General features: G+C 68.3%; 11 protein-coding genes. 2 read left to right on the top strand and 9 right to left on the bottom strand.

Annotated elements, in window-relative coordinates:
* Positions 1 to 64: 64 nt before the first annotated feature.
* Positions 65 to 715, bottom strand: a complete 651-nt coding sequence (locus tag IM776_RS07255; protein ID WP_194422311.1) for a GntR family transcriptional regulator — start codon at positions 713 to 715, stop codon at positions 65 to 67.
* 64 nt (positions 716 to 779) lie between these two features.
* Here IM776_RS07255 and IM776_RS07250 point away from each other — a divergent pair, with 64 nt between their 5' ends.
* A complete protein-coding gene (locus IM776_RS07250) occupies positions 780 to 3,611 on the top strand; it encodes an FAD-binding and (Fe-S)-binding domain-containing protein (RefSeq protein ID WP_194422310.1) in 2,832 nt (943 codons plus the stop codon).
* On the opposite strand, the gene IM776_RS07245 is transcribed toward IM776_RS07250, so the two are convergent.
* The 7 genes from IM776_RS07245 to IM776_RS07215 are packed head-to-tail and all read right to left on the bottom strand — an operon-like array spanning position 3,608 to position 11,366.
* Positions 3,608 to 4,333: a copper homeostasis protein CutC gene (locus tag IM776_RS07245; RefSeq protein WP_194422309.1), complete on the bottom strand. Its 726-nt coding sequence runs from the start codon at positions 4,331 to 4,333 to the stop codon at positions 3,608 to 3,610. The genes IM776_RS07250 and IM776_RS07245 overlap by 4 nt on opposite strands.
* Entirely contained in the window at positions 4,330 to 5,676 is a 1,347-nt protein-coding gene (locus tag IM776_RS07240; protein WP_194422308.1) for an alpha-L-fucosidase, read from the bottom strand. The genes IM776_RS07245 and IM776_RS07240 overlap by 4 nt, the downstream gene beginning before the upstream one ends.
* Positions 5,673 to 7,211 (bottom strand): M81 family metallopeptidase, encoded by a 1,539-nt coding sequence (locus tag IM776_RS07235; RefSeq protein WP_323741061.1) that lies wholly within the window; start codon positions 7,209 to 7,211, stop codon positions 5,673 to 5,675. Before IM776_RS07235 ends, IM776_RS07240 begins: the two co-directional genes overlap by 4 nt.
* Before the next feature lie 29 nt (positions 7,212 to 7,240).
* Complete coding sequence (locus tag IM776_RS07230) at positions 7,241 to 8,251, bottom strand: ROK family protein (RefSeq protein WP_194422306.1); 1,011 nt, start codon at positions 8,249 to 8,251, stop codon at positions 7,241 to 7,243.
* Positions 8,252 to 8,255: 4 nt separating this feature from the next.
* Entirely contained in the window at positions 8,256 to 9,170 is a 915-nt protein-coding gene (locus IM776_RS07225) for a carbohydrate ABC transporter permease (RefSeq protein ID WP_194422305.1), read from the bottom strand.
* On the bottom strand, positions 9,160 to 10,068 hold the full coding sequence (locus IM776_RS07220) for a carbohydrate ABC transporter permease (protein WP_194422304.1): 909 nt from the start codon (positions 10,066 to 10,068) through the stop codon (positions 9,160 to 9,162). Before IM776_RS07220 ends, IM776_RS07225 begins: the two co-directional genes overlap by 11 nt.
* A 38-nt stretch (positions 10,069 to 10,106) precedes the next feature.
* On the bottom strand, positions 10,107 to 11,366 hold the full coding sequence (locus tag IM776_RS07215; RefSeq protein ID WP_228479963.1) for an ABC transporter substrate-binding protein: 1,260 nt from the start codon (positions 11,364 to 11,366) through the stop codon (positions 10,107 to 10,109).
* A gap of 195 nt (positions 11,367 to 11,561) precedes the next feature.
* On the opposite strand from IM776_RS07215, the gene IM776_RS07210 reads away from it, so the two are divergent.
* Positions 11,562 to 12,710 (top strand): ROK family transcriptional regulator, encoded by a 1,149-nt coding sequence (locus IM776_RS07210; protein WP_194422303.1) that lies wholly within the window; start codon positions 11,562 to 11,564, stop codon positions 12,708 to 12,710.
* Positions 12,711 to 12,731: 21 nt separating this feature from the next.
* Here IM776_RS07210 and IM776_RS07205 read toward each other — a convergent pair whose 3' ends face one another.
* Entirely contained in the window at positions 12,732 to 13,997 is a 1,266-nt protein-coding gene (locus IM776_RS07205; protein WP_194422302.1) for an alpha-L-fucosidase, read from the bottom strand.
* Positions 13,998 to 14,094: the final 97 nt, after the last annotated feature.

Below are 14,094 nucleotides of genomic sequence, written 5' to 3'. Positions count from 1 at the left end.
GATCGTGAAGGGCACCGCAGAAGGCGACAGACCATGTCCCGGTGGATCGTCGCGGCGCTGAGCGTCACTCCCCCAGAGCCTCCACCAGACGCTCCTGCGCCGACGTGAGGTGCGCCGCGAGCAGATCCGCCGCGCGCGGGCCGTCCCCGGCGGACACGGCATCCAGGATCTCCGCGTGCTGGGCCGCGATGTCGCGCGCGTCGAGCAGACGCCGGCCCTGCACCTGCGCCATGCACAGGCGCACCTCGTCAAGCACGCTGCGATACATGCGCGACGTTCGTTCGCTACCGATGCCGTCGATCAGCGCGGTGTGGAACCTGAGATCCGGATCGACACTTGCAGGGTCGGGCCCCGCCGGCATCGCGAGCATCTCGGCGTTGGCTGCGGTGGCGTCATCGGGCACGAGGCGCGCCGCCGCGAGCTCACGCAGCGCCGCGCTCTCGAGGCGCGTTCGGGTGCGGTAGACATCGCGCACCATGGCGGTGTCGATCGCGACGACCCGTGCGGAGCGGTGCGCCGTCCGCACCAGCAATCCGCTGGCGACGAGCTGCTCGATCGCGGCCTTGGCACTGGGGCGGGCCACCCCGAACGACGCAGAGACCTTCGCCTCCGTCAGCGCGGTTCCGCCGGCGATCTCGCCGACGAGGATCTGTGCGCGCAGACCGCGCGTCACGGCGTCCACGATGCCGACCACGCCGAGCTCCGTGATGGTCATAGCGCTCAGCCTAGAGGAGGCTAGACTCGCCAGTAATCTTGTCTGACAATTCGGGGAGGTTGTCGTGTCCACGGCTCTCGCGCACCCGCTCGACATCGACGTGCTCGGGGCCGACACGACGATCACGTCCCGCTCGATCGATCGATTCGCCCGCGCACACGACGCCTCGCACTACCTGCTCATCCCCGATGCCGTCCTGGCGCCGCGGGATGCCGCCGGCGTCGCCCGCGCATTCGACGCAGTCCGCGCGGCGGAGCGCACCCTCACCTTCCGGTCGGGCGGCACGAGCCTGTCGGGACAGGCGGTCTCGGGCGACATCCTGGTCGACACTCGCAGCCACTTCCGCGGTATCCGCGTCGAAGACGAGGGGCGCCTGGTGCGCGTCGAACCCGGGGCCACCGTGCGCCAGGTGAACACGCGGCTGGCACGTCACGGCCGCAAGCTCGGCCCCGACCCGGCGAGCGAGATCGCCTGCACGATCGGCGGCGTGATCGCGAACAACTCCAGCGGCATGGCATGCGGCGTCACGGAGAACTCGTACCAGACAGTCGACTCGCTGCTGCTGGTGCTCCCGAGCGGCACCGTCGTCGACACCGCCGCTCCTGACGCGCTCGCACGATTGCGGGTCGCGGAGCCCGCAATCGTCGACGGGCTCGTGTCGCTGCGCGAGCGGCTGCTGGCGGCTCCGGAATCCGCCGCTTTCGTGCGCGCGCAGTTCGCGATGAAGAACACCATGGGCTACGGCTTGAACGCACTGCTCGACTTCGACGATCCGGTGAAGATCCTCGAGCACCTCGTGATCGGCTCGGAGGGCACGCTGGCCTTCGTCGCGGAGGCGCGATTCCGAACGGTCGAGGTGCGCCCGCGGATCGCGACCGGCCTGCTCGTGTTCGCCTCGCTCGCGGACGCCATGGCGGCCCTGCCCGGTCTCGTGGCGCAGGGGCTCGCGACGATCGAGCTGATGGATGCCGCGTCCCTGCGCGTCGCGCAGGGACTCAGCGACGTCCCGGCATCCATCGCGGCGATCGAGGTCGACCAGCACGCCGCGCTCCTCGTCGAAGTGCACGCATCGAGCGTCGATGAGCTCTCCGTCGCGAGCGATGCCGCTCTGCGGCACTTCCAGGCCCTCCCGCTCGCCGTCGAGCCGTCCCTGACGACCGCCACCGCCGACCGCGCTTCGCTGTGGCAGGTGCGCAAGGGACTGTACACCGCCGTCGCGGGTGCCCGCCCGTCCGGCACGACCGCGCTGCTCGAAGACATCGTCGTGCCGGTCGGCCGGTTGCTCGGCACCTGCGAACGGCTGATCGAGCTGTTCGAGGAGCACGAGTACGAGGACTCGGTGATCTTCGGGCACGCCAAGGACGGCAACGTCCACTTCCTCCTGAACGAGCGCTTCGATGACGCCACGAGCATCGAGCGCTATCGACGGTTCACGGCGGACCTGGTCGACCTCGTGCTCAGCCAGGACGGATCGCTCAAGGCGGAGCACGGAACGGGGCGGATCATGGCGCCGTTCGTGCGTCGTCAGTACGGCGACTTCCTCACCGACATGATGTGGGATATCAAGCGCCTCATCGACCCCGCCGGGATCCTGAACCCCGGCGTCGTGCTCTCGGAGGATGCCGAGTCGTATCTGCACGACCTCAAGCGCGTACCGACGGTCGAGAGCGAGGTCGACCGCTGCGTCGAGTGCGGTTACTGCGAACCGACCTGTCCGAGCAAGGACATCACCCTGACGCCCCGGCAGCGGATCGTGCTGCGCCGTGACATGGCCTGGGCCGAGGAGCAGGGAGACGCGCAGCTCGCGAGCGAGCTGCGCGCGGACTACGACTACGAAGGCGTGCAGACCTGCGCGGTGGACGGGATGTGCGGGGTTGCGTGCCCGGTCGACATCAACACCGGTGACCTCGTACGGCGGCTTCGTGCCGAGGAGGCATCGAAGCTCGAGGACGGACTATGGGACGTCGCTGCGAAGGGCTGGGGCGCAGTCACGAGGATCGGCGGCGTCGCCCTGACCATCGCGGATGCCCTGCCCGCCCCTCTGGTGAGGGGTGCCACCCAGGTCGGTCGTGCCGTGCTCGGCGCCGACACGATGCCGCTGTACGACGCGAGTCTCCCCCGTGGCGGCTCGAAGGCCCCGACGCCGGTCTCGTCCGCGGATGCACAGGCGGTGTTCTTCGGCGCCTGCATCGGAACGATGTTCGGGCCCGAGGGCGACGGTCCCGGCTCCCGCGACGCACTGCGGGTGCTGCTCGAGCGCGCCGGCATCCCGGTCGTCGTCCCGGATGACGCGGGCGGTCTGTGCTGCGGAACGCCGTGGAAGTCGAAGGGTCATCTCGCGGGCTACGACCGGATGACCGCCAGCGTGCTCTCCTCGCTGTGGGAGGCGAGCCGACACGGCGAACTGCCCGTGGTCTGCGATGCAGCATCCTGCACCGAAGGGCTGCACGTCATGCTGTCGAAGTCGCTCGCCGAGTATCCGGAATACGCCGGATTGCGCGTAGAGGATGCGACGACGTTCGTCGCCCGCGAAGTGCTCCCTCGCCTGACCGTCTCAGCGAAACTGGACTCGATCGCCGTCCACCCCACGTGCTCGACGACCGCGCTCGGCGCGACCGGTGCGCTGACCGCCCTGGCGGGAGCCGTGGCGGATGAGGTCTACGTGCCCGACGGCTGGGGATGCTGCGCATTCGCGGGCGACCGCGGGATGCTGCATCCCGAGCTCACCGCCAGCGCGACGGCTGTCGAATCGGCCGAGGTGGCCGCGGCGGACGAGGCGCGTACAGGGTTCGACGCGTTCGTGTCAGCGAACCGCACCTGCGAGATCGGCATGACCCGTGCGACCGGCAAGCCGTATCGTCACGTGATCGAGGTGCTCGAGGAGCTCACCCGCTAGCTGATGGCGGAGCGAGCCGCGGCGACGATGGTGCGATCCGTGATCTCATGCCGGTCCGGTCCGCCGCCGGGCCCGCTGGGCGCGGGGGCGTCGGAGAGCCGCTTCGCCGACAGGTGCACGGCATCCACGCCGGTCGCCGCCAGCGCCGGGATGTCCTCGACGCGCACGCCGCCACCCGCCATGATCTGCAGTCGCCCAGCGCCCGCTGCGACGAGGCGTTCGATCACCGGGACGCCATCGATGCTGCGTGCCGCTCCTCCGCTGGTGAGAATCCGGGTCACGCCAAGATCGACGAGGTCGTCGAGCACCGCCTCGGGCTCGGGCAGCGTGTCGATCGCGCGGTGGAACACGAACTCCACATCGCCGGCGGCATCCCTCCACCGACGGACGACGTCGCGATCGACGCGACCGGCGTGGGTGAGGGCGCCGATGACCACGCCTCCTGCTCCCCGGCGCACGACATCGCGGATGTCGGACTCGACGACCGCTGCCTCGTCCTGGTCGTAGACGAAGCCGCCGGGCCTCGGCCGGACGAGGACCGCGACCCTGCCTGGGGCACCGGCTCCGAGCACTGCGTCCAGGGTGGCGGCGGAGGGCGTTATGCCTCCGGTGGCGCCGAGCGCCTGGCAGAGCTCGAGTCGGTCGGCTCCGGCGGCGAACGCGTCACGGGCGCCGGCGGCATCCTGGACGGCGATCTCGAGGGCGACGCTCCGCCCGGTCATCGCGGCACCGTCAGCACGGCGACGGGTTCAGTCCGCAGCCCGTCGGGGATCGCGACCGCCTCCACGCCGCTCGAGTCCGCCGAGAACGAGGCCGCTGAGCCGTCGGCCCAGCGTGCGCGAGACGCGGCCAGCTCTGCGGGCAGACGGATCTCGCCCGCGCGCGGATCCAGCGCGTGCACGTGGATGCCGGCATCCGACTGGACGTAGCGCCGGGGCTCCCCCGCCTGTTCACCGAAGCGCACCCAGGGCCGGGTTCCGTACACGGCGCCGCCGTTCGTCTTCATCCAGGCGCCCAGCGCGCGCATGGTGACCCGCTGCAGTTCGGGGATCTCGCCGCTCGCGGTCGGCCCGACGTTGATGAGGAGGTTGCCGTTCTTGGAGACCACGTCGACAAGCATACGGATCAGATCCGGACCCGACAGGGTGTGACTGTCGTCCTCGGCCTGGTTGTACCCGAACGAGAAGCCGAGGCCGCGGGTGGACTCCCACACCTCCGACTGGATCTCGTCGATGTTGGTGTACTCCCGAGTCAGGAAGCCATGGTAAGGAACGCCCCACCGGTCGTTGACCACGCCGTCCGGCACGCGGGAGAAGTAGCGCGACAGCACTGCGGCGACGGCGAACTCGTCGCTGCCCTTCCCTCCGTCGGGCCAGTCGATGTCGTTCCAGAGGAGGTCTGGTGCGAACCGCTCTACGAGCTCTTCCAGCTGCTGCGCGGAGTACCGCGAGAAGGCCTCGTCATTCCGGCGGTGGCGGAACAGGTCCGTGTCGGACTCGATGGGCGGGAAATCACTGACGTGCCAGTCCAGCGCGCCCGAGTAGTACACGCCGAACCGGGCGCCTGCGCGCCGCGTGGCGTCGTGGAACTCGCCGATGAGGTCGCGGCGGGGTCCGCGTGTCGCGGAGTTGAACGTCGTGGTGGCCGTGTCCCAGAGGCAGAACCCTTCGTGATGCTTCGTCGTCGGCACGACGTACCGCGCGCCCGCGCCGACCAGCTCGCCCACGAAGGCGTCCGCATCGAATGCCGACGCGTCCCAGAGCTCCGCCAGGTCCTCGTAGGATCGGCCCGCACCGTAGAGCTCCTGGTGCCGTCGCCAGCTGGGGCTCCCCGCGATGCGCACGGTGTTGCCGTACCACTCCGCATACTGGTGCCACGCGTACGCGTCCTCGGTCGGAACGCCTCCTTCGGGATGCGCCACCGCCCAGGCGGGCATCGAGTACAGACCCCAGTGCACGAAGAACCCGAGCTTGGCGTCGCGATACCACTCGGGGACGTCGCCGGTCGGATACGTCGGCGCGGCTGACCCGAAGTCGGGACCGGTGCGCTTCTCGAAGTTCATCATGAGGGGTTCTCCTCTCCTCGGCGACCCACGACTGCGGTGAGTGCCGGCTTTCCGGTCTTGTCGAAGGGGTACACACCGGGCTGGAGCGCGGTGTGTCCGAGTCGCAGCAGGTCCTGGTCGACGCCACCGGGAGTGAGCGCGAGAGTCCAGTCGGCGGCGAGCTCGTAGAGCTCCGGCTCCAGGTAGCCGATCTTGACCACGACGACATCGGCCGCCTGGGGGTCAAGTCCCAGCATCCGGAAGTCGTCGAGATGGTGGAACGGCTTCCGGCGTTCGGTGATGATCGCGTGCACACCGCCCGCGTTCAGGACCACCTGCGTTCCCGCCACCGGGTCGCCGGGGGTGATCGAGAACACGGTTCCGGTGATCTCGACCGGACCGGACGGTCCGTCGTCCACGCGAGCTCCGGCGCGCAGCGTGACCGTGGCTCCGACCCCTGCGCGGACGGCCTCCGCGACGGCGTCGCGGTCGAAGACGGAAGCGACGAGGGTGGTGTGCCCGCCATCGGTCAGCTCGGGGTGCGCGAGCAGCTGGGTGAGTGTCCAGGTCACGTCGCCCGCTCCTCCGGCGGTTGGGTTGTCCCCCGAGTCCGAGATCAGATACGGTCGGGCCGCGCCCGGCGCCAGCGCCTTCTCGAGCGCACCGTCGAGATCCGCTGTCTCGGCCACGAACACGAAATCCTCCCTGGCGTCCCAGAACATCCGGGCGACCTGCTCGGACTCGCGTGCGATCAGGTCTCGGTCATCACCGGTGACGACGACGTACGCCTGACAGCGTGGCTCATCCGCCCAGGCGTAACCGATCCAGACTGCCGCGTCGACCACGCCGTCCATTGCCTCGATCTCGGGAAGTCGTGCATAGATGCTCCGCGCCGGCTCGAGGCGGGTGCTGGTCTTCTCCCCCGGCAGCAGCACCGGCACCGGAACCCACGCCTTCCAGGGCCGCCGCCCCAGCGGATCCGAACCATGCGGCCCGCGCAACCGCGCCAGCAGCGTGTGCACAGCCCGTTCCTTGGTGTTCAGCCAGTCCTCGTGCGGAGCCATCCGATAGCAGGTGAGCAGGTCCACCGCGTCGCGCAGCACCTCGGAGACGTTGCCGTGAAGGTCCATCGAGGTGGCCACGAGCGTGTCCTCGCCGAGGGCTTCGCGCACGGCGGTCGCGAGATCGCCTTCGGCATCGGTCGTGCCGATGACGCTCATCGCTCCGTGGATGTCGAAGAAGAACCCGTCGAAGGGACCCTGCTCGCGGATGCCGGAGACGATGGCATCCTTCATCCTCAGGTAGGTGTCCGGATCCACGGCCCCGCCGGGAAGCGAGCGGCCGTGGGTGAGCGGCACCCACTCCGCGGCCTCACCGAGTTCGCGGCCGGCGTCGAGGAACGGGTAGTAGGCGCGCAGCTCGTCACCGGCGCGGATGGTGAACGCCTCGTCGCCCGAGACGTGCGGCGAGAACGTGCTCGACTCGATCGAGATGCCCGCGATGCCGATGCGCGGTCGGGCGATTCCGCCCGGCGACAGCGGGCTGAGCGGCCCCATCCAGATCTCATGTGCTTCCGGGCGCGAGGTCACGCGACTTCTCCTTCGACGGTCGATGATGATGTGCTCTTGACGCTGCGGACCAGGTGCAACCGCCTCGCTGATGCGACAGCGCCGAGCGCCACCGCGTCGCCGCCGAGGGCGGCCGGGACGATCCGCAGTGGGATTCCGGACACCGGTGAGTCCGTGCTCAGCGTCCGCTCGATCGCCGGCTGCAGCAGATCCCAGGATCGGATGACGCCACCCCCGACCACGGCGCTGTCGAGATCGAGCAGGCCGGCGGCGCTCACGCACGCGAGCGCGAGCGCCCGGCCTGCGGCGTCGAAGACGGCGATGGCGTCCTCATCGCCGGCGCGGGCACGATCGGCAACCTGCGAGGCGACGACTCCGTGCACGCCGGTGCGATCCGCGTAGCGCAGGCCGATCGACGTTCCCGACGCGAGCGTCTCGAGATGTCCGGTCTGACCGCACGTGCACACCACGTCGCTGAATCCCGGCGTGTGGCCGATCTCGCCGGCTGCGCCGTGCGGCCCGTGCCGGAGAGTGCCGTCGAGAACGACGGCACCTCCGACGCCGGTGCCGAGCATCACACCCAGGACGTCCCGCGCGGATTCGGTTCCGCGACTGAGTTCACCGAGGAGGAATGCGTTGACATCGTTCTCCACAGCGACGGGCACGCCGAGACGGGCGCCGAGTTCGTCTGCGAGCGGGAAGCCCGCCCAGTCCACGAAGGTCGCCGATGCCGCGCGCACGACACCGGCCTCGTGGTCGATCACGCCTGCGGCGCCCACCCCCGCGGCGGTGAGCTCGATACCGGCCGAAGCGACCAGATCAAGGGTCAGTCGCGCGGCGGCGTCCGCCATCGCGGTTCCCCCGTCGCGCGCCGGCGCCGGGGTGACGCCGCGCGCGACGATCTCGCCGCCCTCGTTTACGACGAGCGCCGCGATCTTCGTGCCGCCGATGTCGATTCCGGCGATACCGGCTCGGCCCGGTATCCGGGGCGGGGTGGGCGCACTGGTTCCATGATGCTGAGTCATCATTCGCTCAGCGTCCGCCGAGGCCGGCCATGGCGATGCCCTTGACCAGGTGCTTCTGCAGGATGATCACCAGCAGCACCGTCGGCACCATCGAGATGATCGCTGCCGCCATCTGCAGATCCCAGCGCGTCCCGGTCAGGCCAGCGAAGCTCGCGAGACCGACAGGCAGAGTGCCGAGCGTGTCGTAGTCGACCGTGACGATGAGCGGCCACAGATAGCTGTTCCAGAAGGACAGGAAGGTGAAGACCGCCAGCACCGCGACCGCCGACTTGGACAGCGGCAGGATGATCTGCAGGAAGCTGCGAATCGGCCCCGCCCCGTCGACGCGCGCGGCTTCCTCGAGCTCGTACGGGATGCCGCGGAAGAACTGGCGCATGAGGAAGGTGCCGAACGCGCCGAAGGCGAACGGCAGCACGAGGGCCTGCAGCGTGTTGACCCAGTTGAACCACTGCATCACCTGGAACATCGGGATGACCAGTACTTCTGCGGGCACCATCAGCGTGGCCAGGAACAGCACGAAGACGGCGTCGCGTCCCTTCCAGCGCAGCCTGCCGAACGCGTAGCCGGCCGTGGTGGAGACGACCAGGACGGTGAGCGTTCCGAGCACCGCCACGAGGAAGGAGTTGAAGATGTAGGTGGCGAACGGGCCGTAGCTGAAGACGTCGATGAAGTTCGACCACTTGATCTCGCTGCCCACCAGAGTCGGCGGCATCGAGAACATCTCCGAGTTGGGCTTCAGCGCGGAGAAGAACGCGTACACCAGCGGTGCCATGAAGACGAGAGCCGCGAGATAGATGCACACGTGAGCGATGACGAGGCGGATGCGCGCGGCCGGGGTGCTCTCGGAACCGCGCCGGCTCTGACGCTCCTGCCGTACGACCGAGGTGGTCACGTCCGGACGGACAAGGGTCTCAGTGCTCATAGTGCACCCACTTCTTCTGCGCGGCGAACTGGATTCCGGTGATCGCGATGATGATGGCGAACAGGATCCAGGCGGCTGCGGCGGCGAGTCCGAGGTCCCCGAATGTGAAGCCCTGCTCCCAGATGTACATCACGAGCGGCTTGGTGGCGTTGCCCGGGCCGCCGCCGGTCAGCATCTGGGGCTGCACGAACACCTGGAGAGAGGTGATCATCGTCATGATCGTGGCGAAGAAGATGGACGGCGAGATCATCGGGATGATGATGCTCCACGTTCGACGGAAGCCCTGCGCACCGTCGATGCTGGCTGCTTCGAGCACGCTGTCGGGCAACTGCTCGAGCGCCGCGGAGAAGATCAGCATGTTGTAGCCGAGTCCCTGCCACACGCTCATGACGACGACCATGATCATCGCCCAGGAGGGGTCGGCGAGGAAATTCGGAAGCTGGATGCCGAACCAGCTCTGCGAGAGGCCGTTGAACAGACCCTGCGGCTGCAGCATCATCTTCCAGACGAGCACGTTGGCGACCATCGGGGTCACCACCGGGATGAAGAACAGCACGCGCAGGGCACCGCGGCCGCGGATGCGCGGCCCGAGGCCCAGGGCGAGAGCCAGAGACAGCGCGATGCTCAACGGCACGTACAGCACCGTGTAGATCGCGGTGTTGCGCAGGGCGGGCCAGAAGTCAGGGCTGTTCGTGAACAGCCGGACGTAGTTGTCCACTCCGCTGAAGGTGCGGTCGCCGAATGCCGGCCAGTCGAAGACGCTCATCACGATCGACAGCCCGACGGGCACGATCGTGAACAGGGCGAGCCCCACCAGGGCCGGGGATGCGAACCCCAGCGCCTGGCGAGACTCCACCTTGGCGAGCGAACCGCGACGTCGTGTCGTGCTCGTCGTCATCTCAGTTCTCTCTTGTCACTGCTGGTGCGCTGATCGGCTCAGTTGCCGAACTGCGCCTGGGCGTTGCCGAGCATCTCCGCCATGGACAGGTCGCCGTTGTAGACGCTGACCAGGTTGGGCTGGATGTAGGACTCGAGCTTGGCCCAGTTGTCGGTCATGTAGAGCGGAACCGTGTTCTCGAACGCGGCCTCGAAGACGGACTGCACCTGGTCGCGGTACTCCTCGTCGATCGAGTCGAAGTACAGCGGCTGCGACGCCGTCAGCGCCGGGTACGAGCGACCGGACGAGGCGATGTAGTCCTGGGCGTCGGGGCTCAGGAGCGAGCCCATGACCTTGAGCGCCGCCTCGGGGTTGGCGCAGTCCTTCGCGATGCCGTAGCCGGATCCGAGCACGGGGCTCATGGCGCCGGAGGGGCCCGCAGGGAGCGGCGCCATGCCCGCGGTGAAGCCGGCGTCGTTGTTCAGGTAGCTCACGGCATTCCAGGTGCCGTCGACGGCCATGGCCGCGTTGCCGCCGGTGTACTGGTTCTCGCCCCAGCCCGTGTCGGACGCGGATGCGACGGGAGCTGCGACCTTCTGATCGGTGACGAGACCGGCGTACCAGGTCGCGGCATCGACGAAGTCCGCATCGTCGATGTGCAGGGTGCCCGACTCGTCCGCGGGCTGCGTGCCGGAGTAGGACATCGGCACCGAGAGCCACTGGTAGCCGCCCATGCCCATGCCGAAGCCGTACTTGCCGTCGGTGGTCGCGGTGGCGGCGATCTGCTCGAAATCGTCGAACGTCCAGCCGATCTCGGGGGTGGCGGCGCCTGCGGCGTCGAGCATGTCCTGGTTGTAGAACGTCAGCATGGCCGACACATCGAACGGCATGCCGTAGAGCTTGCCGCCGAAGCTGAGGATGCCGTCCGAGCCGGGAGTGAAGTCGGTCTTGTCCAGCCCTGCGGTCTCGAGATCCTCATCGGTCAGCTCGCGGAAGCCCTGCGTGTACCCGCCGAGCTGCGCACCACTCATGCCCGTCACACAGGCCATGTTGCCGCTGGCCATGTTCGTGGTGAGCTTGGTGAAGAAGTCGCTCCACGGCGACGTCTGCAGCTTGATCTTGATGTCCGGGTTCTGCTCCTGCGCAATCGCGATCTGGGCCTCCAGCGCCTCCGTGTCGCTCTCGCTTCCGGACCACATGTCGACGACGATCGTGTCGCCGTCGGCCTCGCCAGCGCTTCCTGCGCCGCTGGCACACCCGGTCAGAACCACGGCGACACCGGTGGCGACTGCCACGGCCCCTACGCGCATCTTCTTCATCGAATGACTCCTTGTTGGTGTGAACCTGAGTGTTAATTCGTGCTTCGAACTAACTTCATACGTGTTCGTATGAAGTTACGCTGTCATAGTCCGAAAGATGCCGCAAGCCGGACATCCGATGTTTACAGCTTCGAAACACAGTTCATGGCGGCCGATACGCTGGCCGGAACCCGCTGAATCACACGAAAGAGAGCCATGGAGATCACCACCGCCCGCATGGCAGAAGACGGACGCAGCATCCTGGACCTCGTCGCCCGGGGAGCTGCGCGCTCGCGCACGGATCTCGCCGCTGAACTCGGCCTCGCGCCATCCACCGTGGGCCTGCGGGTGCAGACGCTGCTCGATGCGGGCCTGCTCGAGGAGGCCGGAGACGGCGCGTCGCGAGGCGGGAGACGCCCTCGCGTCCTGCGCGTGCCCGCCTTCGCCGGGATCATCCTCACCGTCGATCTCGGTGGCCGGCACGCTCTGATCGGACGCCATTCGCTCAGCGGCGCCCTGCTGAACTCGCAGACGATCTCGGTCGATCTCACCGAGGGCCCGGAACGGACCCTGAATCGCGTCGGCGAGGTGCTGGACCGTCTCATCGGGGACGAGGTCCTCAGAGCGGTCGGAGTGAGCCTGCCCGGCCCGGTGGACATCGCGGCGGGCACTGTCGATCAGCCGTCACGCATGCCCGGATGGCCCGGCTTCCCCGTCCGCGAGTATCTGCACGAGCGGTACGGGGCGGGAGTGGCCGTGGACAACGACGCCAACCTCGCAGCACTGGGCGAGCATCGCGAGCAGTTCGGATACGCCCGCCACAGCATCACCGTCAAGGCCGGCACCGCCATCGGCAGCGGGATCGTGGTCGACGGGCATGTGCATCGCGGTGCGACCGGTGCAGCCGGCGACATCACTCACACGCGAATCGACGGCAGCGGCGACCTCCCCTGCTCCTGCGGCAACACCGGATGCCTCGAGACGGTCGCCAGTGGGGCGAGCCTGGTGCGCCAGATGCATGAGCGGGGCCACACGGACGTCGGCACCATCGCCGACGTGCTGGCGCTCGCCCGCGACGCCGACCCGGAGGCGACGACTCTCGTCCGGACGGCAGGAACGCATCTCGGACAGGCCCTCTCCGGAGTCGTCAACTTCTTCAACCCCGATGCCGTCTTCCTCACCGGGAGCATGAGCGCCTCGGAGCCGTTCATCGCCGCCGTGCGCAGCCGCGTGTACGAAGCCTGCCACCCGCTGGCCACGCAGCGGCTGCGCATCGAGGCGGCGGCCACCGGTGCGGATGCGATCCTGCACGGTGCGGCGCGCATGGCGCTCGAGCAGATCGAGCTGCCGGTGGCCGCCGGTTGAGACGGCCACCGACGATTCCGCCTAGTCGTCCTTCAGCGTGAGCTCGACGACCGGCATCAGGACGTCCGGTCGTCGCACCGGCAGGTGCACCGTCAGGGTGCCCTCCGCCTCGCCGGCCGGAGTCATGAGCGTCGCCTGCTGTTCCGGGTCGGACACGGACGTCTTCAGCCACGAGCCGTCATTGAGCAGGCGCGCATAGCGCACACGTCCCGCGAGATCGGGAAGGTGCACGTAACCGAGCGGCCAGCTGAAGAGGTGCAGGTACACCCGGTCGCCGCGGCGCGTGTAGACGCCTTCTCGAGGCGGCGTGAACGAGGCATGCCCCGCACCGATGACGGAATCCCGGTGAAGACGCATCCACTCGCCGAGCTCGCCGAGCGTCGCGGCGTCGCGTGGAGCGATCGCACCGCGGCCGTCGGGACCGATGTTCAGCAGCATGTTCCCATCCATCGACACGGAATCGACGAGCATCTGCGCGAGCAGCACCGCCGACTTCTGGTCGGTGTTGTCGCGGTGGTAGCCCCAGGATCCGTTGAGCGTCTGGCACGCCTCCCAGACCACTGGAACGCCGTCCTCCACGAGCCGCGACGTCGGCTGATACTGCTCGGGCGTGACGAAGTCGGCGGGAATGCCCAGCCGGTCGTTCACGAGCATCCCCGGCTGCAGCTCCCGGCACATCGCCAGCAGCGCGTCGGCATCCCAGTCCTCCGGTCCTTTGCCCTCCCAGCCGTTCTTGGCCTCCGGGTACGTGAAGTCGAAGAACAGGTAGTCGATCTCGCCGTAGCCGGTCAGCAACTCGCGCACCTGACCGTGCAGGTAGGCGCGGTAGCGAGCCATGTCGCGCCCCGCGTTGAGCTCGTGAGCATTCTCGTCGTCACGGCGCGGGTGGTTCCAGTCGACGGTGAAATCCGGATGGTGCCAGTCGATCACCGAGTGGTAGAGACCTACCTTGAGACCCTCTGCACGGAGCGCGTCGACGTACTCGCGCACCAGGTCGCGGCCGCACGCGGTCTGTGACGTGAAGTCGGTGAGCCCCGAGTCCCAGAGCGCGAAACCGTCGTGATGCTTCGTGGTCAGTACGACGTACCCCATACCGGTGTTCCTGGCCCGACGCGCGATCGCCCGCGCATCGAAGAGGTCGGGATCGAAGTTCTCGAAGTACTGCCGATAGTCGTCGTCGGTGAGGCGCTCGTAGTTCTGCACCCATTCGTGACGCGCTGCCGCGCTGTACAGCCCGAAATGGACGAACAACCCGAATCGCGCCTCGTCGAACCACTGCTGCCGCATGCCGCACCTTTCTCTGGATCAGTCTCCATCCTGGCACAGACATCGGATGTCTAAGGGTCGCCACGGACCGCTCCGACGCGAAAGGGCGCCCCGAGGG

The sequence above is a fragment of the Microbacterium abyssi genome (genome assembly GCF_015277895.1).
In the GTDB taxonomy this organism is placed as follows: domain Bacteria; phylum Actinomycetota; class Actinomycetes; order Actinomycetales; family Microbacteriaceae; genus Microbacterium; species Microbacterium abyssi.
The sequence above is the reverse complement of the archived record's forward strand: the minus strand, read 5'-3'. Positions and strand labels throughout refer to the sequence as shown.